20 protein-coding genes are annotated in these 23,272 nt (G+C 63.5%); 9 read left to right on the plus strand and 11 right to left on the minus strand.

Features of this window, described 5'->3' with window-relative positions; genetic code table 11:
- Positions 1 to 16: 16 nt before the first annotated feature.
- The 4 genes from IWY39_RS18560 to IWY39_RS18575 form a co-directional block, all read right to left on the minus strand.
- Complete coding sequence (locus IWY39_RS18560; RefSeq protein ID WP_196871675.1) at positions 17 to 778, minus strand: SDR family oxidoreductase; 762 nt, start codon at positions 776 to 778, stop codon at positions 17 to 19.
- Positions 779 to 802: 24 nt separating this feature from the next.
- Positions 803 to 1,780 carry a TauD/TfdA dioxygenase family protein gene (locus tag IWY39_RS18565; protein WP_181316752.1) on the minus strand — a complete coding sequence of 326 codons (978 nt, stop codon included), beginning with the start codon at positions 1,778 to 1,780 and terminating at the stop codon, positions 803 to 805.
- A 59-nt stretch (positions 1,781 to 1,839) separates the two neighbouring features.
- Entirely contained in the window at positions 1,840 to 2,067 is a 228-nt protein-coding gene (locus IWY39_RS18570; RefSeq protein ID WP_107124858.1) for a hypothetical protein, read from the minus strand.
- A 90-nt stretch (positions 2,068 to 2,157) separates the two neighbouring features.
- Positions 2,158 to 2,910, minus strand: coding sequence for an SDR family NAD(P)-dependent oxidoreductase (locus IWY39_RS18575; protein ID WP_107124857.1), 753 nt, complete (start codon positions 2,908 to 2,910; stop codon positions 2,158 to 2,160).
- A 187-nt stretch (positions 2,911 to 3,097) separates the two neighbouring features.
- Between IWY39_RS18575 and IWY39_RS18580 the strand changes: the two genes are divergently transcribed.
- The 5 genes from IWY39_RS18580 (at position 3,098) to IWY39_RS18600 (ending at position 7,858) form a co-directional block, all read left to right on the plus strand.
- Positions 3,098 to 3,775 (plus strand): ketopantoate reductase family protein, encoded by a 678-nt coding sequence (locus IWY39_RS18580; RefSeq protein WP_107124856.1) that lies wholly within the window; start codon positions 3,098 to 3,100, stop codon positions 3,773 to 3,775.
- Entirely contained in the window at positions 3,675 to 4,091 is a 417-nt protein-coding gene (locus IWY39_RS18585) for a ketopantoate reductase family protein (protein ID WP_229380643.1), read from the plus strand. The genes IWY39_RS18580 and IWY39_RS18585 overlap by 101 nt, the downstream gene beginning before the upstream one ends.
- 91 nt (positions 4,092 to 4,182) lie before the next feature.
- On the plus strand, positions 4,183 to 5,169 hold the full coding sequence (locus tag IWY39_RS18590; protein WP_107124854.1) for a thiamine pyrophosphate-dependent dehydrogenase E1 component subunit alpha: 987 nt from the start codon (positions 4,183 to 4,185) through the stop codon (positions 5,167 to 5,169).
- Positions 5,166 to 6,197, plus strand: a complete 1,032-nt coding sequence (locus tag IWY39_RS18595; protein WP_107124853.1) for an alpha-ketoacid dehydrogenase subunit beta — start codon at positions 5,166 to 5,168, stop codon at positions 6,195 to 6,197. The genes IWY39_RS18590 and IWY39_RS18595 overlap by 4 nt, the downstream gene beginning before the upstream one ends.
- Complete coding sequence (locus IWY39_RS18600; protein ID WP_181316750.1) at positions 6,194 to 7,858, plus strand: FAD-binding protein; 1,665 nt, start codon at positions 6,194 to 6,196, stop codon at positions 7,856 to 7,858. The genes IWY39_RS18595 and IWY39_RS18600 overlap by 4 nt, the downstream gene beginning before the upstream one ends.
- A 4-nt stretch (positions 7,859 to 7,862) precedes the next feature.
- On the opposite strand, the gene IWY39_RS18605 is transcribed toward IWY39_RS18600, so the two are convergent.
- Complete coding sequence (locus IWY39_RS18605) at positions 7,863 to 9,131, minus strand: MFS transporter (RefSeq protein ID WP_181316749.1); 1,269 nt, start codon at positions 9,129 to 9,131, stop codon at positions 7,863 to 7,865.
- A 165-nt stretch (positions 9,132 to 9,296) separates the two neighbouring features.
- Here IWY39_RS18605 and IWY39_RS18610 point away from each other — a divergent pair, with 165 nt between their 5' ends.
- On the plus strand, positions 9,297 to 9,830 hold the full coding sequence (locus IWY39_RS18610) for a nuclear transport factor 2 family protein (RefSeq protein WP_181316748.1): 534 nt from the start codon (positions 9,297 to 9,299) through the stop codon (positions 9,828 to 9,830).
- 77 nt (positions 9,831 to 9,907) lie between these two features.
- Here IWY39_RS18610 and IWY39_RS18615 read toward each other — a convergent pair whose 3' ends face one another.
- From IWY39_RS18615 to IWY39_RS18640, 6 genes are all read right to left on the minus strand, one after another.
- The gene (locus IWY39_RS18615; RefSeq protein WP_107124902.1) at positions 9,908 to 11,560 is read right to left on the minus strand and encodes an electron transfer flavoprotein-ubiquinone oxidoreductase; all 1,653 of its coding nucleotides are present in this window, start codon (positions 11,558 to 11,560) and stop codon (positions 9,908 to 9,910) included.
- Between the two features lie 55 nt (positions 11,561 to 11,615).
- Positions 11,616 to 12,797 carry an acetyl-CoA C-acyltransferase family protein gene (locus tag IWY39_RS18620; RefSeq protein WP_107124849.1) on the minus strand — a complete coding sequence of 394 codons (1,182 nt, stop codon included), beginning with the start codon at positions 12,795 to 12,797 and terminating at the stop codon, positions 11,616 to 11,618.
- Between the two features lie 785 nt (positions 12,798 to 13,582).
- Positions 13,583 to 14,581 carry an NADPH:quinone oxidoreductase family protein gene (locus tag IWY39_RS18625; protein WP_107124848.1) on the minus strand — a complete coding sequence of 333 codons (999 nt, stop codon included), beginning with the start codon at positions 14,579 to 14,581 and terminating at the stop codon, positions 13,583 to 13,585.
- 27 nt (positions 14,582 to 14,608) lie between these two features.
- Positions 14,609 to 16,795 (minus strand): TonB-dependent receptor, encoded by a 2,187-nt coding sequence (locus tag IWY39_RS18630; RefSeq protein ID WP_181316747.1) that lies wholly within the window; start codon positions 16,793 to 16,795, stop codon positions 14,609 to 14,611.
- 54 nt (positions 16,796 to 16,849) lie between these two features.
- Complete coding sequence (locus IWY39_RS18635; protein WP_196871676.1) at positions 16,850 to 18,196, minus strand: MFS transporter; 1,347 nt, start codon at positions 18,194 to 18,196, stop codon at positions 16,850 to 16,852.
- Positions 18,183 to 19,418, minus strand: coding sequence for a CaiB/BaiF CoA transferase family protein (locus tag IWY39_RS18640; RefSeq protein ID WP_181316746.1), 1,236 nt, complete (start codon positions 19,416 to 19,418; stop codon positions 18,183 to 18,185). The genes IWY39_RS18635 and IWY39_RS18640 overlap by 14 nt, the downstream gene beginning before the upstream one ends.
- A 183-nt stretch (positions 19,419 to 19,601) precedes the next feature.
- Between IWY39_RS18640 and IWY39_RS18645 the strand changes: the two genes are divergently transcribed.
- The 3 genes from IWY39_RS18645 (at position 19,602) to IWY39_RS18655 (ending at position 23,272) form a co-directional block, all read left to right on the plus strand.
- Positions 19,602 to 20,612, plus strand: a complete 1,011-nt coding sequence (locus IWY39_RS18645) for a LysR family transcriptional regulator (protein ID WP_107124844.1) — start codon at positions 19,602 to 19,604, stop codon at positions 20,610 to 20,612.
- Positions 20,613 to 20,754: 142 nt separating this feature from the next.
- Positions 20,755 to 21,975: a cytochrome P450 gene (locus IWY39_RS18650; RefSeq protein WP_231377797.1), complete on the plus strand. Its 1,221-nt coding sequence runs from the start codon at positions 20,755 to 20,757 to the stop codon at positions 21,973 to 21,975.
- 82 nt (positions 21,976 to 22,057) lie between these two features.
- On the plus strand, positions 22,058 to 23,272 hold the full coding sequence (locus tag IWY39_RS18655; protein WP_107124843.1) for a sulfotransferase family protein: 1,215 nt from the start codon (positions 22,058 to 22,060) through the stop codon (positions 23,270 to 23,272).

Below are 23,272 nucleotides of genomic sequence, written 5' to 3' on the forward strand. Positions count from 1 at the left end.
CATAACCCGCACCGTTTCAAAGCGGCTGGTCGCCGCGCAGCAGGACGTCGGCGCCCCCGTCCACGAAGGGCACCTGCCCGACCATGAAGCGATTGTCCGCGCTCGCCAGGAAAGCCAGCGTCGGTGCGATATCGGCGGGATCTGCATAATCCCTTACCGCGGTGGGCACGTTGCGCGCGATATTCTCGCGCCCCTCCGGCGTCGCAAGCGCGGCTTGCCCCATGCGGCTGAGCACCATGCCGGGGGAGATGCCGTTGAGCAGCACGCCCCGCCCCCCCCATTGCGGCGTCGCGGCCGTCCGCCGCACCCATTGCGTCATCGCGCGCTTCGACGAGCGATAGGCAAGGCTGGCGTCATTGGCCGCGATGGCGCGCCCGCCCGCCTCGTCGTCCGCGAGGCAAGCGTTCACCAGTTCGTCTCCGGGCGTATAGAGCGACGCCACCGAGGAAATGACGACTGCGCGCGGCGCATCCGCCTCTTGCAGGCGCGGCAGCAGCCCCTCAAGCAGGCGCACCGAGCCGAAATAATTGACTGATATGATCTGGTCGCCCGTAGCGGGCGGCGAAATGCCGGCACAGGTCACCACCGCATCGATCCGCGCCTGCGTTGCCAGAATATGCGCGACGACCCGGCTGCGCTCCTCCTCTTTCGACAGGTCCGCTGTGCAATCCGCGTCCTTCAGGTCGATCCCGACGACCTGCTCGCCACGCGATCGCAACAGATCGGCAAGCGCGCGTCCGATGCCCGCCCCGGCCCCGGTAATGATGGTAGTGCGCAAAGCGATACTCCGTCTTTTGGAAGGTCAGTCGGCCATGACCGGCCAGTCCTCGGCCGCCGTCTCGTCGAACATGCGGCCCGTGCGCATCGAACCGGCCAGCGTCGTGCGCAGCCCTTTGCGCGAACAGCGCGGCGGATAGCCGGCGGCGGCGTGCAACATGCGGCGATTGTCCCAGAGCAGCAGGTCGTCCACCTGCCAGTCATGGGCGTAGGTCACTTCGGGCCGCGTCACCGCTGCCGCCAGTTCGCCCAGCAGCGCGTCGCTATCGGCCTGCGACAAGCCCAGGAAATGATCGACATAGGTCGGGCTGGGGGACAGGCAATTGCGGCCGGATTCGGGATGGGTGACAATGACAGGATGAACGACCGACGGGTAACGCGCCTTGATTTCGGGCGTCACATTCTCGCTCAGCTTGCCGCCGGGATTTTCCTCTGCGGTGGCCGCGCGCACGGCCTTCCAGAGCGCGCCGGGCCGGGTCTGCTCGAACGGTCCGACCCGCAGCGTCGCCTTATATTCCAAGCCCTCCAGCCTACGCTGCATCTCGGGCGACAGCAGGTCGTAAGCCTTCGCGGAGTCGGCGAATAATGTCTGTCCTCCCGATTCCGCAACATCGACCATCCGCAACATCGCGCCCTTGCAGATATCCTTGGTGTAGGCGGTGTCGCGATGCCACGGCAGCCGGCCGATGCTCACTTCGGGTTCGTCGTCGAACATATAGGCCGGTCCGCGCTTGTCGCCGCCCAGCTCGATCAGCAATGGTTCGTCCTTGGCCCAGATTTCCGGCACCGGATGCCGCTCCAGTTCGCCAAAGACGCGGCTCAGCTCCAGATGCTGCGCATTGGTGATGCCGGGAAAGCGGAACAGCAACAGGCCGTGATCCATCCATGCCCGATACAGCGCATCGCGAACGTCCGCCCTGTCGATATCCGACAGGCTCAAATTCACGATTTCCGCTCCAACCTTCATCGGACGAACGTCGAACACGCTCTGGCTGACCATCATTGCTCCTCTCCCGTCGGATTCGATGTCCGGCCCGGACATGATTACCCGCGCGCCATTAATTATACACGTCCGTATACATTACGGATGGCCGGATGGCGGCTTTCCAGCGCGACGCAGGTTCCGCTCGCCCGGGTCCGGTCGAATGCCTGCTCCAGCGGCGCGCGACCCTCACAGGGTGCAGCGTGAGCCGGCTCGGTAATCAGCGGCGCTTCCACAAAAAGGGCGAGCCAGCCTTCGCGATCCCCAGCGCTGAACAGTGCGGCATAGTGTCGCACCATGCCGATCATGTGCTCCGGCAAGACAGAAGTCATGTCACCCCCATTCCTATACGTCGCTGGCTTCATAAAGGTCGCTTCAGACAATGCGCGCGACCGCCCTCAACGCGCGCCTCCGCACACTTCCTGATTGGTGCCGGTGATCATCGCCGACCGGTCGGACAGCAGGAACAGCACCGCTTCGGCAATTTCCTCCGGCAGCACCGCGCGCGTGATCAACTGGCCGCCGCGCGTCATGTCCGCTTGCTGCTCAAGCGTGAAATGCTGCTGGATATGCGGCGTAGCGGTCAGGCCCGGCGACACGCTGTTGACGCGGATATTCTGCGCGGCATAGGCATTGGCGGTATAGCGCGTTAGGAAGACGACGCCCGCCTTCGCCGCCGAGTAGGCCGGCGACGCGGCGGGGGAATAACGCACTCCCGCCATCGAGGCGGTATTGACGATCGCCCCGCCGCCGCGCGCGAGCATGGCCGGGATTTCATACTTCATGCCCAGCCAGGCCGATTTGAGCGACAGGTTCATGGTCCGATCCCAATCTTCCACGCTCTGGTCGATCACGGTCGGGCCGGACGAGCCGATGCCGACATTATTATGCGCATAATCCAGCCCGCCGAGCGCTTCGACAACCTCCGCGATCATCCGGGCGACGTCAGGTTCGAGTGAAGCATCGCCAGCGAGGGCGAGCGCATGCCCTCCCCCCGCGATGATTTCCGCCGCCACCGATCCCGCCGCCTCCGCATCCAGATCCGCGATCGCCACAGCAGCGCCACTTGCCGCGAGCGCCAACGCAGATGCGCGACCGATCCCCGACCCGCCACCTGTCACCAGCGCGACCTTGCCTTGCATATCCGTCATTCCGGCCTCTCCCGTCAGCCCTGCTTCGTCATTCTAGCGCAGGGCGGAGAACGCACGACATGCCGGCGGCAGTCATCATATATGTGTGCGGATTGGCTGTCGTCCGCACACGACGCACATTCATATACAGTGGCGGATATAGTCTGGAGATCGAGTCCCGACGGACCGGCTGGACGGGTGAGAATCGATGAAGCTCTGCATCTTCGGCGCCGGCGCGATCGGCGGACATCTTGCGGTCCGGCTTGGTGCAGTCGGAGGACATCAGATCTCGCTGGTGGCGCGCGGCGCGCATCTCGATGCGATACGGCGTGACGGGCTGACGCTGCGGGACGGCGACGGCGACGGCGATACCTGCTTCCACCCGCACATCGCCACCGATCGTCCCGACGCGCTGGAGCCGCAGGATCTGGTGATCATCACGCTGAAGGCGCACGCGCTTGCCGGGGTCGCGGAGCGGGTCGGCCGCCTGCTCACGCCCGATGGCCATGCGCTCTTCATCACCAACGGCCTCCCCTGGTGGTGGAACCACGGCCTTGGCGCCGCCTGTCCGGACAGTCCTCCGCTCGCCAGCCTCGAGGATCGCATCGCGCAGGAGATCAACCCCGCGCGCGTGATTGGCGGCGTCGCTTATTCCGCGAACCGCATCATTCGGCCCGGCCTGATCGTCCATGACAGTCACAATGACTGGATATTGGGTGAGCCCGACGGGCAGACCACGGCGCGCCTCAGCTGCACGGTCGATCTGTTCGTCGCCGCTGGCCTCAATGCCCGCCCCTCCCCGGATCTGGCGCATCATCCTGCTCAAGCTGTTGTACAATGCCTCCAGCAATCCGATCAGCGCCCTTACCCGCCTTGTCCCGAATGAATTTGCCCTTCGGCCTGATCTGCGGCGCATGATCGTCATTCTGCGCGAGGAGTTGCTGGAAATCATGGCGGCAATGGGCTGGAATTTGCGCGATGATTTCGATCCCGCCGCTTTTCCCGCCAGTAAGGACCGCTCGGCGATCAGGCCCTCGATGCTTCAGGATGTGGAACAGGCCCGACCTACCGAAGTCGAGGCGATATTGGGGCAGATGGTCCGCTTCGCCGCCGATCTGGGCATAGCCGCCCCCACCCTCGCCACCGTGACGGCACTGATGCGCGGCCTCGACGCCGCGCTGGCAGCCACTTCCAATCCGTAATTACATATACGAACTTGTATATTTATCTGTCGATTGATACAAAGCCGTTGGCCGACCGACGATCGGCACGAGCGGGAGAGAGCAGGCAATCATGACGGAAAGACCCAATATATTCCCGGCGTCGGTGCAACGTGACATCTTCCGCCGCATGGCGCTGCTTAAGTTCAACGACGAACGCGCGCGCAAGGTCATCCGCGCCGGCCGGCTGGTCATGCCCTATTATAGCTATCGCGGGCAGGAAGTGATCCCCTCGGCGATGTCGGCGTGCCTGACGGATGAGGATTTCATCTGCACCATCTATCGCGGCATCCACGACATGCTGGCGAAGGGATTGCCGCTTAAGGATCTGTGGGCTGAACTGGCGGGGCGCGTCGATGGCACCTGCAAGGGCAAGGGCGGGCCGATGCACCTCACTTACCCGGCCAAGGGGCTGATGGTGACGACCGGCATCGTCGGCTCCTCATTGCCGATCGCCAACGGCCTTGCCTGGTCATCGCAGCTCGACAAGGACGGTCGCGTCACCGTCGCCTATTTTGGCGACGGCGCATCGAATATCGGCGCTTTTCACGAAAGCCTCAATCTGGCGTCGCTGTGGAAGCTGCCGGTCGTGTTCGTGTGCCAGAATAACGGCTTTGCCGAACATACCGCTTATGCGGCCGGCACATCGGCCGCGCGCATCGCGGATCGCGGCATCGGCTATGGGATGCCGGCCGTGCGCGTCGATGGCAATGATCCCAAGGCGATGCACGCAGCCGCGCGCGAAGCTGTGGACCGCGCCCGCGCCGGCGAAGGACCGACGCTGATCGAAGCGATGACCTTCCGCTTCTTTGGCCATATCTTCGGCGACGATGACAGCTATATGGACAAGGACGAGAAAGCCGCCGCGATGGCTGCCGATCCTTATCCCCGCTATCGCGCGCAAATGATCGCCGATGGCATCGCCGACGACGCGGCGCTCGCCGCGATCGAAGCCGAAATCGAAGCGGAGATCGACGCGGCGATCGACTTCGCGCTTGCCAGCGCATGGCCCGACGAGGCCGAACTGAAGCGCGACGTCTATGAGGAGGAGCTGGCATGAAGGCCGCAACCGCACCTGTCACCACCGACGCCGCAGCGCAAAAAGCGCCCAACATCCTGCAAGCGATCAATCTCGCGCTGGCGGATGCGATGGCCGACAATGATCGCGTGCTGATCCTCGGCGAGGATGTCGGCGACCGCGAAGGCGGCGGCATCGTCGGCATCACCCGTGGGCTCGAAAATCGTTTCGGGTCGCACCGCGTCCGCTCGACCCCTATCGCCGAACAGGCGATCATGGGCGCGGCGATCGGTGCGTCGCTGCGCGGCTGGCGACCGGTGGCGGAGATCATGCTGATGAACTTCACCACCGTCGCGATGGACATGATCGTCAATCACGCCGCCAAGCTGCGCTTCATGTCCGGCGGGCAGACCAGCGTACCGATTGCGATCCGCACCATGACCGGATCGGGCCGTTCGAGTGGCGGCCAGCATTGCGATTATCTGGAGGCATGGTTCGCCCATACCGCCGGCATGAAAGTGGTCGCCGCTTCCAATCCCGCCGACGCTTATAGCCTGATGCGCGCGGCGATCGACGATCCCGACCCGGTGATGGTGATCGAGAATATGCCGAGCTACTGGGCACCCGCCTGGGGCCGCGAACTGGTGCGCGGCGAGCGCGTGCCACTGGGCAAGGCGCTGACGATGCGCGAGGGAAGCGACCTCACCATCGTCGCTTATTCCCGCATGGTGGTCGAGGCGCTGACTGCTGCCGAAGAACTAGCGGCGGCGGGCATCGATGCCGAAGTCATCGACCTGCGCACCATCTCGCCCTGGGACCAGGAGGCCGTGCTGGCGTCGGTGGGGCGCACGGGGCGGCTAATGATTGTGCATGAAGCGGTCACGCCGTTCGGCGTCGGCGCGGAAATCGCCGCGACGGTCGGACACGCCCTGTTCGGGGCACTCGCAGCGCCGATCGAGCGGGTGGGCTCGGCTTATTGCCCGGTCCCCTTCTCCAAGCCGCTGGAATCGGCCTTCGCGCCGTCGCGCGCGCGCATCGTCGATGTCGCAAGGACAATGGTGAAACCGTGAGCGCGCCCGCCATCTCGGTCGCCGAACCGGCGATCCGGCTCGCGGCCGGGGAACAGATCGAATGGGACCGGGAAGCCGATGTGGTTGTGATCGGCTTTGGCGGCGCGGGGGCTTGCGCCGCGCTCGAAGCGCAAGCGCAGGGCGCGGAGGTGCTGATCCTCGACCGGTTCGACGGCGGCGGGGCGACCGCCTATAGCGGCGGCATCATCTACGCCGGCGGCACCAGCGTGCAGGCGCGCGAGGGCGTGCGCGACGATGCGGACACCATGCAGCGCTATCTGGAATCCGAACTGGGTGACGCGATCAGCCCGGAAGCGCTTCGCCGCTTCTGCCAGGGCAGCCGTGGCGACATCGACTGGCTTGCCGGTCTTGGTATGCCTTTCACCGGTCAAGTCTTTACCGACAAAGCCCATTATCCGCCTTATTCCAGCTCGCTTTATTATTCGGGCAACGAGAAACAATATAAGCAGGCGACCGGCACGCCTGCCGCCCCGCGCGGGCATCGCGCCATCGGCACCGGCTTTACCGGCTATGTCTTTTTCGACGTGCTCCGCAAGGCAGTCGAGCGTGCCGCTATTCCTGTGTTGACGCACAGCCCCGCCAAGAGGCTGATCCTCGACGCAGACGGCGCGGTGGTGGGCGTGGAGATTGCGCCTGTCGCGCCGTCCGCCGCTGACGAGCATCGCCGCCTTTATCAATCGGTCACTCCGCACAAGCCGCTGCGGCCGGCCGAACAGGATCGGGCGATTTCTGCCTGCCGCGCGCTGGAGCAATCCAACGAAGCCCCGCGCATCCGCATCCGCGCGCGGCGCGGCGTGGTCATCGCGGCGGGAGGCTATGTATTCAACCTCGAAAAGCTGCGCGAAGCTCAGCCTTTTCTGGCGGCGCATCATCATGCGGTCGTCCGGCTGGGATCGATTGGCGACGATGGAAGCGGGATCGAACTCGGCCAGTCCGCCGCCGGCGCGGTCGGTATGCTCGACAATGTCTTTCTCAACCGCTCGATCGCCCCGCCCGATGCGCTGATCAAGGGAATCGCCGTCAACGCGCATGGCGAACGCTTTCTGAACGAAGACGCCTATACCGGCAATCTGGGCCTCGCCATTGCCCGGCAGCCCGAGGGACGCGCATGGCTGATCATGGATCGCAAGCACATGCGTCACGCTATCTGGCAATGCCTGTCCGCGCGCCGCGCCGAATTCAAGACCATCTATGCGCCGACCCTGCTCAATATCGCAGGCGGCGGCACGCGCGTGGGCGCCAGCATCAAGGGGCTGGCGCGCAGGATCCATGTCGCGCCCGAAGCGCTGGCGGCGAGCGTGGCAGCCTATAATGACGCGGCGCGCGCAGGACATGATCCGCTTGGCAAGCTCGCCGAGCATCTTCAGCCGATCCAGGGTGGTCCCTATTTCGCGGTCAATCTGTCGGTCACCAACCGCCTGTCCTTCTCGAAAATGTTCACACTGAGCGGGCTGCGCGTGGACGAGGAGAGCGGCGCTGTGCTGGGGGATGACGGTCGGCCTGTGACTGGCCTGTTCGCCGCCGGACGATCGGCGGTCGGCCTGTGCTCGGTTGGCTATATCAGCGGCATGTCGCTGGCCGACGGCGTCTTTTCGGGCCGTCGCGCCGGGCGTCATGCCGCGATGCCGGACCGGACCTGAATCCCTATTCCACGCGCCGCATTGCCGGGGCAGCATAAAGCAGGAAGCCCGTCGCCAGGATCGCGCAGCCGGCGACGCTGAGCAGCATCGCGCTGCCGATCCGCTGCGGATCGGCAAAGATGAAATCGGTGAAGACCGCCACCAGCGTCGGTCCGATCCCCGCGCCAAGCAGGCTGTAGACGAGCAGATAGACCGCCGAGACCTGAACCCGCGTCTCGCGCGGCGTGCAGATCTGCAATCCCGCCGCGCCAATCCCGCTGAAATTGGAAACCGCCTTGAAAGGCACCAGCGCGGCCAGCGCCAGCATCGGGTTGTCGAGCAGCATGGCGGCGGAAAAGGCGACCAGCTGGACGATCGATGTGATACCGAGGAAAAGGCAATGCGCATCCTTGCGGCCGGCCGCATACCATCGGTCGACCAGATAGCCCATGACCACCGTCCCCGTCAGCCCGGCGACGATATGCAGCGATCCGATCGCGAGCGCGACCTCCTTCACTTCCCAGCCATGCTGGCGGATGAAGAAGGTCGGCAGCCAGGACAGCGCGGCATAATTGCCCATCGAATAAAAGCCGAGGCCGGTGAAATATCCCCCGTAAAAGCGGCGATTATGGCCAAGCGCGGCCAGCATCGCGCTGCTGCCCGGACGCGCTGCGGCCACCGCGCGCTGTCGCACCGGCTCCTTGATCGCGAACAAAGTCGGTACCATCAGCAGTCCCGGCACGGCGATCACCAGCATCGCCACCTGCCAGTTGTGCAGTCGGCCGAGCAGTGGAACCTCCACCCCCGCCGCCGGCACCACCGCCATTGCCCAGCCCGCTACCGCCGCCGCCAGGATCGACCCGGCGTTCGCGCCCAAGGTCATGACCGTCATCGGCAGCGTCAGCTTGCGCGGTGGAAAAATATCGCTGAGGATCGAGAAAGAGGCTGGCGCCAGTGTCGCTTCGCCGACCGACAGGCCGATGCGGCCCAGCAATAATTGCCAATATTGGCTGGCGAGCCCGCATATTCCTGCCGCGATCGACCATATCGTCAATCCCGCGCCCATGATCAGCCGCCGCGGCTTGTGATCGACCAGCCAGCCGATCGGAATGCCCGCCAGCGTGAAGAGCAGGGCAAAGCCGACGCCCTGCACCAGGCTGAACTGGAAATCACTGATGCCGAGCGTCCGGGAAATCGGATCGACCAGAAAATTCAGTATCTGTCGATCGACATAAGCCAGCGAGTAAAGCAGGAAGAAGATGAAGACCGTACTCCACGCGGACAAGGCGCTCACGGCGCTATCCGGCTCTGTACCCTTTGCCGATCGCGCCTTCCCATCCTGCTGCACCGGCATCGTCTCCCGCTGATATGATCTATCTGCAACCCCGGCCTTGACCGGTTCGCAGTGGCACTTAAGTAGACATATATGTAACCTTAAACAAGCATGACGGGAGAGGGCATGAACGATCAGGGAGTGCGCCAATTCATGGATGAGCGCGCGATCATCCATGTGATCCAACGCTATTGTCGCGGCATCGACAGATGCGACCGGTCGTTGCTCGAAAGCTGTTATTGGGACGATGCCCGCGACAATCACGGCACTTATGACGGATCGGCGAAGGGCTTTATCGATTTCGTCCTGCCGCTCGTCACCGGCGCTTACAGTGCCACCACGCACATGCTAGGCCAGTCTTCGATCGTGCTGCGCGGAGAAGTCGCGGCGGTTGAAACCTATGTCCTGGCGTTCCACCGTCTGGGAACGCCTTCCGCCGGGGCGCTGAATCTCATCGCCGGCCGCTATGTCGATCGCTTCGAGCGGCGAGGTGGCGAATGGCGAATTGCCGACCGCACTCTCGTGGTAGACTGGGTACAGAACCAGCCTGACGGCGCCCTGCCGAAAGGCGCGCGGGCTATTACGCCTGATCTTTTCACTGGCGGGCGCCGCGACCCGACAGATGTGGGCAGCCAATTGCTGAACGACAGCGAGGTTTGAAGCGGCATTATCTGTCTATCGATATGCCGGCACAGATTGGCATGAAATCGTAACGCAGCGTTGCGGACGGATCGACCCTACATATTGGGATAGTTCGGACCTCCACCGCCTTCAGGCACCACCCAGTTGATGTTCTGGGTCGGATCCTTGATATCGCACGTTTTGCAGTGGACGCAATTCTGCGCGTTGATCTGGAAGCGCGGATCGCCTTCCTCTTCCCCTACGACTTCATAGACGCCGGCCGGGCAGTAACGCTGCGCCGGCTCGTCATAGAGCGGGAGATTATAGGCGATCGGCACCGCCGGATCTTTGAGCTGGAGGTGGACCGGCTGGTCCTCCTCATGATTGGTGTTGCTGATGAAGACCGACGACAGCCGATCGAAGCTGATCTTGCCGTCGGGCTTGGGGTACCGGATTTCCGCACAGGCGTCCTTGCGCCAAATCTTCTCGTTGTCGGGCTTGTGCTTCATCGTGATGGGCAGGCCGATCTTCAGTGTCCGCATCCACATGTCGATGCCGGCCAGCACCGTGCCGATCGTATTGCCGAACTTGGACACCAGCGGCTCGGCATTTTTGACGAGTTGCAATTCCTTGGCGATCCAGCTCGACCGCAGGCGATCCTCATAGTCGCTCAGCACATCGCGGGCGCGCTCGTTCAGCAAAGCCTCGAACGCGGTTTCCGCCGCCAGCATACCCGACTTCATGGCGGTATGCGTGCCCTTGATCCGTGGCACATTGACGAAGCCCGCCGTACAGCCGATCAGCGCGCCGCCGGGGAAAGCTAGCTTGGGGATCGACTGCCAGCCGCCTTCGTTGATCGCGCGCGCGCCATAGGAGACGCGGCGGCCGCCCTCGAGATATTCGCGGATCGCCGGATGCTGCTTCCAGCGCTGAAATTCCTCGAACGGATAGAGATGTGGGTTGCGATAGCCCAGTCCCACGACGAAGCCCAACGCCACCTGACCATCGGCCTGATGATAAAGGAAGCCGCCGCCATAGGCGTCGGTCAGCGGCCAGCCCTGGGTGTGGATGACGAGGCCCGGTTGATGCTTCTCCGGATCGATCTCCCACAATTCCTTCATGCCCAGGCCATAGACCTGCGGCTCGCTGTCGGCGTCGAGCGCGAACTGGCGCTTGAGGATTTTGGTCAGATGCCCGCGCGCGCCTTCCGCGAAGAAGGTATATTTGGCGTGGAGTTCAAGGCCCGGCTGATAATCAGCCTTCCGCTCGCCGTCGCGGGCAATGCCCATGTCGCCGGTCGCGACGCCCTTCACCGAGCCATCCTCATGATAGAGAATCTCGGCGGCGGCAAAGCCGGGGAAGATCTCGACCCCCAGCGCTTCGGCCTGCTCGGCCAGCCAGCGACACAGATTGCCGAGCGATCCGGTATAGGTGCCGTCATTGCTCATCAGCGGCGGCAGCGCGATGTGGGGCATGGAATATTGCCCGGTCTTCGTCAGCACCCAATGCCGGTTGTCGGTCACCGGCACGGCGGCGAGCGGACAGCCCTGCTCGCGCCAGGCGGGCAGCAACTCGTCGAGCGCCTTGGGATCGATCACCGCGCCCGACAGGATATGCGCGCCGATTTCCGAGCCTTTTTCCAGCACGCACACGCTGATCTCGCGACCCGCCGTATCCGCCAACTGCTTCAGCCGGATCGCCGCCGACAAATCCGCAGGCCCGCCACCCACGACGACAACGTCATAGGGCATCGATTCCCGTTCACTCATCATTCTATCCTTCCAGCAAGTCGCACCATCTGAACGGCGCGGACTCTCCCGAATATCACGCACGTTCCCAGATCGCGGCAATCCCCTGACCGCCCCCAATGCACATGGTCGTCAGGCCATAGCGTCCGCCGGTCCGTTGCAGTTCGTGGACCAGCTTGGTCACGATAATCGCGCCGGTTCCGCCGATCGGATGACCCAGCGAGATGCCGCTGCCATTGGGATTGACCTTCGCGGGATCGAAACCCAGTTCCCTGGACACGGTGCAGGCCTGCGCGGCGAAGGCTTCGTTGGATTCGATCACGTCGAGGTCGGCCACGCTGAGGCCAGCCCGCGCCAGCGCATTGCGCGTCGCCGGCACCGGGCCGATGCCCATATAGGCCGGATCGACGCCGGCATGACCATAGCTGACAAGGCGTGCGAGCGGGGTCAGGCCATGCGCCTGCACCGCCTTCGCGCTCGCCAACACCACCGCAGCCGCACCATCATTGATGCCCGACGCATTGCCGGCAGTGACGGTGCCATCCTCGCGCTTGAACACCGGGCGCAGTTTCGCCAGTTCCTCGGCGCTCGTCTCACCGCGCACGAACTCGTCGGTGTCGAACGCGACGGGCTTGCGCTTCACCATGATCTCGACTGGCACGATCTGGTCGCGGAAATAGCCTTGTGCGATCGCATGAGCGGCACGGCGCTGGCTTTCGAGCGCCAGCGCGTCCTGATCCTCGCGCGAGATGCCGTGGCGTGCGGCGACATTTTCCGCCGTCACGCCCATATGGATCGACTGGAACGGATCGGTCAGCGCGCCGGTCAGCCCGTCCTGCACCACGGCATCGCCCATCTTCTGACCCCAGCGCGCGGCGGGGAGGAAGTATGGCGCGCGGCTCATCACCTCGACGCCCGCGCCGAGCGCGATGTCGCAATCGCCGAGCATGATCGACTGCGCGGCGGTGATGATCGCCTGCAAGCCCGATCCGCACAGGCGATTGACGGTGTGAGCGGGAACCTCCTGCGGAATGCCCGCGCCGATCGCGGCGATGCGCGCGGCATAGGCGTCGCGCGGCTCGGTATGGACGACATTGCCCAGCACGACATTGCCGACCAGCGCCGCGTCGATTCCAGCGCGGTCGATCGCCGCCCGCGCCACATGCGCGGCCAGTTCGCCCGGCTTCTGATCCTTGAGCGCGCCGCCAAAGCTGCCGATCGCCGTGCGGGCGGCGGAAACGAGGAATATATCGGTCATCTTTGGTCCTCAAAAAATGCGGTGCGACTGCCATTGAGACAGGCGAAGTGACCAGCATCGGCCGCAAACGCGCCATAACGTCGATGCCAGCCATCGCCCCCGGCTAACGAAGGGTCAGCATCTTTCAGCAATGCCTTTGTCCGATGAGAACCCCTTGAGACATGGCGTGCCTTGCTACATCGCGAGTCATACCAATGCCGAACGGCCATATCGACGTGGACAGGGTTATAAGCAATCCCCTCCTCCGATCAGCGCGCCTACATTCACCAGTCACGCAGGTTGTGACGGATGATCGCGATGTCGGATATAGCTGTATAATCTAATCCAAATCCTGCCCGAATGGGCTGAAATCAGCGACTGGATGCCAAGATGGCAGGCAACTGGCAGCAGTCGGCACATTCAATATCGCAAATGCGATCAATCACCTCACGACAATCCGTTGACTATCGCAGCGTCGATCCGGAGCGGCAGAAACATCCAGGCATCATCTCTTAGCCATCGCCAGACCGTCTCCTTACCCTTACCCAAACGATCGAGGAGAAGTGGTGCCTCGGCATCCAGTTCAGCACATTTCTCCGGAATCGGCGCGAGAGACTACCGCCCCTGTCTGGACCACTTATCCGGGAATATTCTGACCCTGACCTGTCACGAACTGCCCTATGGTCATGACAAGGAGATCGCCTATTACTGGCGGCGCGCGTTTAATGTCCAGCTGGCCATTCAGACATCGCACTCCCGCGAGGGCGTCCGCAAACAATAAGTCCAGCAAAGATTGACGGGCAGGACTATGCGCGAAGATGATCCATCGTCAGCGCGATCTTGCCGATCACATTGCCCGCCTGGAGTTCGCGGATCGCATCGACGGCCTTTTCGAGCGGATAGCAGGTCGGCGCGCGCGGCTTGATGTGGCCCTGCGCCATCAGCTCGAACAGGGCCGCGCAGGTCGCGGCATAATGGCCGGGGATCTTGCGCGAGGCAAGCGAGAGGTTGGAACCGCGCAGCTCGAAACCCTTCAGCAGCATGAGGATGGCGCGGATTTCCGGTACGTCGCCAGACGTAAAGCCAGTAATCACGATGCGTCCGCCAAAGGCGATATAGCGCAGCGCCAGCCGGAGGGCGTCGCCGCCAACCAGTTCGATCACCACATCCGCCCCGCGCCCGCCGGTGAGCGCCAGCATCCGTGCGCGCACATCCTCCTGTACCCGATCGATCACTTCGTCGGCGCCCGCCTGGCGCGCGGCCTGGGCCTTTTCCGGGGTGCTGACGATCGCGATCACGCGCGCGCCCCGGGCCCGCGCGATCTCGATCGCCGGTACGCCAAGACCGCCTGCCGCGCCGGTGACGACCACCGTTTCTCCCGCCGCCACCTTGCCGACCGAGGCGACCGCTTCATAGGCGCTGGCATAGCTTGCGCTGAAGCCGCACGCCGTGGCGAAGTCGAATGTATCGGGGATGCGCGCGACAGTGCCGGCCGAGGTCACCGCCTCGGTCGCGAAACCGCCGATCGCGCCGTCCATCGATGCCACTACGCGGTCGCCAGCAGCGAGGCCCTGCACGCCCTCCCCCACGTCGAGGATGATGCCCGCAATGCCCGAACCGGGCGCGAATGGCGGCTGCGGCTTTTCATGGTGCCGCCCTTCCACTTTCAGCGCGTCGTTCAGGTTGACGCCGGCAGCATGGACGGCAATCCGCACTTGGCCCGCCTTCGGCACATCGACCTCGACCGCCTTCAACGTCAGGGATTCCAGCGGGCCGAATGCCTCGCACATCATCGCCTTAGCCATTCGACAAGCTCCTTACGCGCGTCATGCTCAGAATCTCACGATCATTTCGGCGCCATAGGTCCGTGGCGCCCCCGGGATGAAGGAATCCGCCGACGTGTTGGCATAGAAGCTGGTGAAATATTTCGTATTGAGCAGATTTTCCGCGTGCAGCCGTAGCTCGATCGGCGAATTGGGCAATTGATAACCGATGCGCGCGTTCACAAGATCATAAGCGCGCTGGCGAAGCCGGTTTTCCGGATCGGTGAAGAAGCCGCTATTATGATAATAAGCCGCGAATAACGTCGCCTGTCCGCCGCCTATGTCGAAGCTGTAATTCGTCACGACATTCACCGTCGCCTTCGCGGCATTGATCATCCTTTGCCCGGTGCCCGGGCGCGTGACAGTGGTGTTGCCGCCGCCCGCACGCGGCACATTGACCACCGCGCCGGGGAAATCGGTATATTCGGCCCTCGGAATATAGGACAGGCCGGTCGAAAGGTTGAACGTCCCCGGCCCCACCTGCTCCGAAAAGTCCGCCTGCACTTCAAGGCCGGTAATCTTCGCCGCCGCCGCATTGTAGAGCAGCGAAGCCAAGCCGATTCGCGCGCTCAATTGCACATTGCTATAATTATAATGGAATATCGCCGCGTTGAGCCGCAAGCGGCGATCGAACAGGAAGCTTTTCAGTCCCGCTTCATAGGCGTCGATCGATTCGGGGTTCACGATCGGGTTGGTGGCGATGGTCAGGCTGTACAAGCCGCTTTTATAGCCACAATTGAAGCTGACATAAGCGTGGGCGTCCGCGCCGATCTGCTGGTCGATCGCGAAGCGGAACGTGGTTTTCTGGAACGACTTGCTCTCGCGCCGCGTGAATAGCAACACGCCCGCATTGGCGGCTGACGCCCCGAACCGGTCGGCGGCTATCTTCTGCCGGTCCCAGGTGTGCCGCACGCCCGCGGTCAATGTAGTATTGTCGGTGATGCGAAAGTCCACTTGCCCGAAGACCGCAAATGACCGCGCATAGCTGACATTATACTGGTCCATGTTGGTGGCCGCCGGCGTCAGCGTACTGCGCGCGAGCAGCGGTTCGACGCCCTGCCGGCTGTTCAGGAAAAAACCTCCGATCGTATAATCGAGCCGACCCAGCTTGCCGCTGCCCAGCAACTCCTGCTGGATCGAACGGGACGTGCCATATTGCGGGCCGGTCTGGATGTCGGCGGGCGTCGAATCATTGTCGAACAGCGCATAATCCTTGCCTTTGCGATAGGCAGTCGTGCTGCTGAAATTAATGCCGCCGATCGGCCCCTGGATGCGCAGCGATGCGCCACCCGTGCGGGTCAGGGCTTCGGGCGCAGTCGTGACCTGGCTGTTATAGATGGAGCCGCGCTGCACGACGCCGCCGACAGCGACGGAGCCCGGGAAAATGCCGCGCGTGATGCCGATGTCGGTCGTGTTGCGCGAATAATCGCCCGCCAGTGTGACCGCCCACTCCCCCGGCGTCCATCGCAGCTTCGATCGCAGATTATATTCGCGCTGGCGGTTCACTTCATTGCCACGGAACAGGTTGCGGCCCCACCCGTCGCCCTGATGTACAAAGCGCCCGGCGAAGTCCGCCGCCAAGTCTTGCGCCAGCCCGCTCGTGGCATAGAGGCTGCCGCTCGCGGTCTTGTAATTGCCATAGCCCATGATCGCCTCGACCTCTGGATCCTGCTGCGGATCGAGGGTGCTGATCTGTATCAGGCCGCCCGACGCATTGCGTCCGAACAGCGTGCCCTGCGGGCCTTTCAGCACCTGAATATCGCGAATATTGTTGAAGCTGCTGATGGCGGCGCTTTGCGCAGGATAATAGACGCCATCGACATAGATCGCGACCGCCGATTCCCCGCCGGGCGCGGCCTGCTGCGATCCAACGCCGCGGATGAAAGCTGTGACGTTCTTGCTCGTCTGCACGACCTGAAGCCCCGGCGTCACCAGCCCGAGCGCCTTGACGTCCGCGATGCCGGCCTTTTCCAGCATCTCGCCGCTGGCGACGGTGACCGACAGCGGCACTTCCTGCAAAGATTGCGCGCGACGCTGCGCGGTGACGATGATGTCCGGAATGCCGACGCCGCGCGTTGCCGCATCCTCCGCCGGAGCGGCTTCGACCGGCCCGCTCGTCTGCGCGAGGCTGGCGGGGGCCATGCCGGCGGACAAGGCCGAACCGAGCAGTAACAGGCTTGTCTTTCTGATACGCATTTTCTTCCCCTCCATTTTCTTCGATTATCGCTCGTTTTGAAATTCGGTTCAGGCTCAGCCTTCATGCCTGGGAACTGACAGGGCGTGCCGGGCGATCGGTCGCAACAGCGACAGCAGCAGCACCAGGACCAGAAGGTTCGCCGATGTCAGGACAATCGTCAGCGCGGCGCCCAGCTTGGCTCCATCGCGAAACACATGTTCGGTCAGATAGCCGACGAGCGCCGGCCCGGTGCCATAAGCGAGCAAGGCGACTGCGGTGGAATAGCCACCCGCAGCCCGCCCGCGCAGTGACGAAGGCGTGATCGATTGCACGGCCAGCGAGCCGAAGGCCATGCTGGGCTTTACCAGCATCGATACAGCGATCAGGGCAACCACGAACAGCACGGAGGAAGCGGTGGAGAAAAGCAGGAACGAGAAAGGCAAGCCCAGTACGACCATCGCGAGATAGACTGACACCGGAGCGTTGGTCGAACCCCGCTTCGCCAGCATGTCCAGAACGACACCCGTGACGAGATGGATACCCGACGCACCAACCAGATTGATCGTGCCATAGACAAGCCCGACATCGGTGGCGCTCCAGTGGAGCGAGCGAATCATATATTGCGGCGCCCACAGGCTGGTGGTCGCGCCGACAAGGCCACCCAGACCATATCCCAGGAAAATCCGCAGATAGAGCCAGAGATGCGTGCGGAAATGACCGGCGTCGGGCTGCGGCGCGGCATCGGGGGTTATGGCGGCGACGGTGGCGGGCGACGTCGCGGCGGCGAGCGCCACGCGGCCCGGAAGCCGGCTAGCCAGTGCGATCAACAGCACACCGGGGACGGCGGTGGAGATCATCACCATCTGCCACGGGTGGATTGTACCAGCCAGCGCCACGTGGACCGGCCCGACCCGAAGCGCGAAGTCGAGCGCCGGCCCGCCGATCAGCAGCGACAGGCCCGCGCCGACCGGCGCGCCGAAAACGAAGATCGACATCGCCAGCCCGACGCGATGCCGCGGAAATGTGCCGGCGATCAGCGAATAAGCGGCGGGCATCAACGCCGCTTCGCCCATGCCCACGCCGGCGCGACACAGCATGACCCCCCAGAAGCTGTCGACAAAGGCGGTCGCGGCGGAAGAAAAACTCCAGATCGCGACGCCGGTCATGATCACCCGGCGCGATCCGAAGCGATCGACCAGATATCCCGAGGGCAGGCCGAACAATATATAGGTAACCGCGAAAGCGGAGCCGAGCACCAAGCTGGACTGGAAGTCGTCGAGTGATAGGTCGCGCTTGATCTCGCCGATCACTAGCGAGATGATCTGCCGGTCGAACACGGACAGGAGATAGGCCGCGCATAGGATCGCGAGCGCGGCCCAGGCGGCGCGCAGCGATGACGCGTTGGGCTCAGGCGACGACACCGGACCGGACCAGTTGGGCGCTCCGCGCCGCGCTCAGCCGAAGCTCGTCGCGCAGGATTTCCATGCTATGCTCTCCAAGAGCCGGGGGTCGCCGATGATAGGCGGGCGGCGTCCGCGTCAGACGCAAAGGGCTGGCAACGCCCGGCGCCAGTCGATCGTCGCTCCCGACATCCACCTTCAGTCCGCGATGGACCGCCTGGGGATCGTCGAACGCCGCTGCTATGTCGTTGACGATGCCGACCGGCAATTTCTCCTCGAGCGTCGCGGCGACGTCCGCGACTTGCCGGTTCACGACAAGGGCATCGAGCAGCGGCTGAAGCGTAGCAGCGTTGCGTCCGCGGTCGCGGCGCGTGGCGAAGCGCTTATCCAAAGCGAGTTCGGGCTTTCCGAGCGCGCCCACCAGCGCCTCGAAATGATGCTGGCGCACCGCCACCACCATCAGGGCGCCGTCCGCGCAGGTGATGATGCCCGAAAAGCCCGAATCGCCCCCCAGCAGCTGTGTTCCGCGCGGGGCATCTCCAGTGATCAGGAAATGCTGCGCGACATGCGACATCAATGCGAGCGTGGAATCGAGCAGCGCCACGTCGATATATTGACCGACCCCCGATCGTTCGCGCTCGTACAATGCGGCGAGGATCGAAGAAGCCGCATTCTGCCCGGTCACCAGGTCGGTGACGGTCAGCGCGAGGCGACCGGACAAGGCGCTTCCGTCCTTGCCGACAAAGGCGCTCATCAGGCCGCCTTGCGCCTGAAATACCGGATCGACGCCGGGCGCGTTCGCTTTTGGGCCGCTTTGGCCATAGCCGGTGACCGAACAATATATCAGGCGCGGATTGAACGAGCGGAGAGTCGCTTCATCCAGCCCGTATCGGGCGAGCGTCCCGGCGCGGAAATTTTCAATCAGCACGTCGGCGCGGGCGGCGAGGTCGCGCACCAGCTGCTGCCCATCCGCCGCGCGCAGGTCGACCGCGATCGAGCGCTTGTTGCGGTTGACGGATTCGAAGAAGGGGGACGGCGCCTGCCCGTCATAATGGCCCCGTCCCTGCACGGTCGAGGCCCGCGTGTCGTCGCCCGACCCCGGCTTTTCCACCTTGATGACCTCGGCTCCCAGGTCGCCCAGAAGCTGCGCGGCATAGGGACCGGCGATCAGCCTGCTGAGATCAAGCACGCGCACACCCGAAAGGGCGCTCGCTTCCTGCCGTTGGATGTCTTCCACTGGCACCCGGTCACTCTCCTCATGTGTGATACCGTCGACTGGCTACATGCAGGGACTCTGCAAAGGCGAATGAAAGTGCTTCATTGCGGCGCTGCAACAGCTTCAGGCCCCGGCACAGGCGCTATGAAAGCTGGATCGACGGGAGGGGAGAGGATGATCCTGACATATCACGGATCGGATCGGGTTTAGGTGGCCCGGAGCGTGCGCCTTGTCGAACTGAGCGGCCTGGAACTGACCCATTTGCGCGTTCTCCATACGTTGTTCCGCGAACGCAGCGTGCGCCAGACCGCAGAGACATTGTGCCTGACGCCGTCGGCTGTCAGCCATGCGCTCAAACGGCTTTGGGATACGCTGGGCGACGAGCTTTTCCTGCGCACGTCCGAGGGGATGCACCCGACGGTGCGGGCGCGCGAACTCGAACCCAAGCTGGCCGATGCGATGCGATCGCTGGGGGAGGTTTTCCAGCCCGCGCAATATGATCCCGCGACATCCGATCGGCGGTTCCACATCGCCTGTCTGCCGTTCCGCGCCGCAAACCTGCTTCCCAATCTGGCCGCGCGACTGCGCGACGATGCGCCGGGCATATTCATCCAGGTGCATCCGCTGGATCGGTCGGTTGTCCATGATCTGGAAACCGGCAGGATCGATCTGGTCATCGGTAATTTCGGCACGATGCCGGACTGGATGGAAGCCTTTCCGCTATCGAGCGAGCGGCTGGTCGTGGTGCTGCGTAAGGGCCACGAACGCGGCAGAGACGGCATCGACCTTCACACGTTGGGGCAATTGTCGCATGTCGACGTGCGGATCGGCGATTTCGGTCCGATCGATGCGGGCGGCAATGTCGCGGTCGACGGCCTTGAATTCCTGATACCCGACGACCGGCGTACGCTCACCAGGCTGCTGGACGCGCATGGCTTGCGCCGCCGGGTCGCGATGATGGTCAGTGACAATATGTGTGCGCTGGGCGTAGTGGCGCGGTCTGATCTGGTAACGCTGTCAATCCGGCAGGCGGCAATCGATTTTTCGCAAACCAATCCCATCGCGCTTTTCGAGCCCCCGTTCGAGGCCCAGCCTTTTCCCATCAGCATGGTCTGGAACCGCAAGCTTCGCGACGATCCGGGCCTGTGCTGGTTGCGGGACATGATTTCGGACATTTCCGCGCAGGAAAAGATCAGAACCGCCGCCTATCAGGCAAGCTGAGAGCCTGCCTGCCCTGTTGCGCCGCAAAAACTGAGCCGGGCTTGGCGCTGATTGAGCCATATTCACTTTATCAGGCTCGCTCCCCTTTTGTAGCTATCTGCGCGAAATGGGAGATGACGACATGGGAGAAGGACTATTGGATTTGCCGCGACCGGACCATGTGCCGTCCGATCGGGTGGTGGATTTCGACCTATACGATATGCCGCTGACCAATATCGTCGATCCGCAAAGCGCCTATCTCGCCTTTCGCGACAATGGCCCCGACATCTTCTGGACGCCCCGCAATGGCGGGCATTGGGTGCTCACCCGGTCGGAGGATGTCCAGGCGGTCCAGCAGGACGATGAGAATTTCACGCGCGTGCCCCAACTCGCCATCCCACCGGTGCCGACCGGACGCTATCGTCATTTCCCGATCCAGTCCGATCCGCCAGAGCATGGCGCCTTCCGGAGGCCGCTGGTGCAGGCGCTCCAGCCCGCCATCGTCGATGCCATGTCCGATACGGTGACCGGGACCGTTGCCGAACTGATCGAGGGCTTTGTCGACCAGGGCGAGTGCGAATTTGTCGGTGCTTTCGCTCAGGTCTTTCCCATTCGCATATTCATGGCGCTGGTCGATCTTCCCCCGGAGGACCGCGCCTATCTGCTGCCGCTGGCCGACACGGCGGCACGCGCGCCCTCGGTCGAGCGCAGGCTTGCCGCGTCGAAGGCGCTGTTCAAATATCTGATCCCGTTCGTCGAACGGCGTCGTGAGCAACCCGGAACCGACCTGATGAGCAAGCTGGTCAATATTTCGATCGGCGGGCAGAAAATCTCGTTCGAGGACGCGATGGGCTATATGATGACGGTAACTGTCGCCGGACTGGACACCGTCGCCGCGACATTGAGCTTCGTCGCGCGCCACTTCGCGCTGCATCCGCAGCATCGCCGCGAGATGCCGGCGCGCTATACCGACGATGCTTATTGTCGGCGCGTCGTCGAGGAACTGTTGCGCCGCTATGCCGTCGCGAACAGCACCCGCGTCGTTCGAGAGGATATGATCTACAAGGGGATCGCGTGGAAGAAGGGCGAGGTCGTGCTGGTGCCCAATCTCTTCATCGGGCTTGATGACAGGGTCGTCCCATATGCGATGGACGTCGATCTGGACCGGCCGCGTCCCAATCCCCATGCGGCGTTCGACGTGGGCATCCACACCTGTCCGGGCGCCACGCTCGCCCGACGCGAACTGCGCATATTCCTGCGCGAATGGTTCAGCCGCATACCCGATTTCGGCATTACGCCCGGCACCGCGCCGCGGATGGCGACCGGCATGGTGAACGGCATGACCGAACTGCATCTGGTCTGGCCCGCGACCGACCGCGCCTGAAGCCACAGGCACTCTCCGCTGCCGCCACCCCTCATATGGAGGGTGACGCCCTACCCTCCCCGGTTCATCAAGGGCCGATAGAGTGACCCGCACGACCATCGCGGGCACCGGGCAGGTGGAGGCCACAGGCATGACGAACGCGACGATCGACTTGACGCCCGAAGCCCTGATCGACCGCGCGATCCGCCTGACCGGCCTCGTCGATTTCGGCGACGCGCCGCTGCTGGAGGGATTGACGGTCCTTTGCCGCTCGATGCGCGAAGAGGCCGGGCTGCAAGCCGAGGGGCTGACCAGGACCGCAGACTGGCTGATCCAGATCCTCTCCCAGCGCCTGCATATCGAGGACTGGTATCGACGCCATCCGGAAATCGATTTGGTGCGGGTCGATGCCCCGCTGATCGTCATGGGTCTACCGCGCAGCGGCACCACCGCGCTATCGCAATATATCGCGCGCGACCCGGCAATGCGGTCGATCCGGCGTTGGGAAGTCGAATGGCCCGCGCCGCCGCCGGTGGCGAGCGAGGATGAAACCGATCCGCGCATCGCGGCAATGGAGCGCTATCTTGCCCGGCGCGACGCCGAGGCACCGGATCGCAAGACGAAGATCAATTATGATGCAAGCGATCCCAGCGAACATAGCCAGTTGATGCAATATACATTCCTGTCCTACCGCTATTGGGGCTATTATAATATTCCGTCCTACGATGCCTGGCTTTCGCAGCAGGATCTGACGCCGGCTTATGCGTACCTCAACCGCGTGCTCAAGCTGCTATCATGGAAGTGCCCCGCGCAGCACTGGAATTTGAAGCACCCCTCCGACATCCTCGCTATACCCGCGATCCTGCGGGTCTGGCCCGATGCACGGCTGGTGTGGACGCATCGCGATCCGGGCAAGACGATCCCGTCGGTCGCCAGCTTCATTGAGACCGAGCGCAAGAAGTTCGTGCCGTCCGTGGACCGCGCCGCGATCGGGGTCGCCGAACTGGAGCGTCGCCGACGGCATATGCCGCCGGTTCTGGCGGCACGGGCGGCGTTGGCGCCCGGCCGGATCGTCGACGTTTATAATGTCGATCTGGTGCGCGATCCGATTGGCACCGTCGCCGAGACCTATGCGCGCGTCGGCCTGGATTTCACGCCGGCTTTCGCGGAACGGCTGAAGGCGCATATCGACGAACGACCCAAGGGCCAATTCGGCGCGCATCGCTATGAAGCGGAAGATTATGGCATCGACGCCGCCACGGTGCGATCGGCCTTCGCCGATTATATCGCGCAGTGCCGCGTTCCGATCGAAGGCTGA

The sequence above is a fragment of the Sphingobium sp. JAI105 genome (genome assembly GCF_015752145.1).
In the GTDB taxonomy this organism is placed as follows: Bacteria; Pseudomonadota; Alphaproteobacteria; order Sphingomonadales; family Sphingomonadaceae; genus Sphingobium; species Sphingobium xenophagum.

What these genes read in the sequence shown, in the direction of transcription:
- IWY39_RS18565 (WP_181316752.1), bottom strand. Translation starts at nt 1,780, where the DNA reads ATGATGGTCAGCCAGAGCGTGTTCGACGTTCGTCCGATGAAGGTTGGA.
- IWY39_RS18570 (WP_107124858.1), bottom strand. Translation starts at nt 2,067, where the DNA reads ATGATCGGCATGGTGCGACACTATGCCGCACTGTTCAGCGCTGGGGAT.
- IWY39_RS18575 (WP_107124857.1), bottom strand. Translation starts at nt 2,910, where the DNA reads ATGACGGATATGCAAGGCAAGGTCGCGCTGGTGACAGGTGGCGGGTCG.
- IWY39_RS18580 (WP_107124856.1), top strand. Translation starts at nt 3,098, where the DNA reads ATGAAGCTCTGCATCTTCGGCGCCGGCGCGATCGGCGGACATCTTGCG.
- IWY39_RS18585 (WP_229380643.1), top strand. Translation starts at nt 3,675, where the DNA reads ATGCCCGCCCCTCCCCGGATCTGGCGCATCATCCTGCTCAAGCTGTTG.
- IWY39_RS18590 (WP_107124854.1), top strand. Translation starts at nt 4,183, where the DNA reads ATGACGGAAAGACCCAATATATTCCCGGCGTCGGTGCAACGTGACATC.
- IWY39_RS18595 (WP_107124853.1), top strand. Translation starts at nt 5,166, where the DNA reads ATGAAGGCCGCAACCGCACCTGTCACCACCGACGCCGCAGCGCAAAAA.
- IWY39_RS18610 (WP_181316748.1), top strand. Translation starts at nt 9,297, where the DNA reads ATGAACGATCAGGGAGTGCGCCAATTCATGGATGAGCGCGCGATCATC.
- IWY39_RS18615 (WP_107124902.1), bottom strand. Translation starts at nt 11,560, where the DNA reads ATGAGTGAACGGGAATCGATGCCCTATGACGTTGTCGTCGTGGGTGGC.
- IWY39_RS18620 (WP_107124849.1), bottom strand. Translation starts at nt 12,797, where the DNA reads ATGACCGATATATTCCTCGTTTCCGCCGCCCGCACGGCGATCGGCAGC.
- IWY39_RS18625 (WP_107124848.1), bottom strand. Translation starts at nt 14,581, where the DNA reads ATGGCTAAGGCGATGATGTGCGAGGCATTCGGCCCGCTGGAATCCCTG.
- IWY39_RS18630 (WP_181316747.1), bottom strand. Translation starts at nt 16,795, where the DNA reads ATGCGTATCAGAAAGACAAGCCTGTTACTGCTCGGTTCGGCCTTGTCC.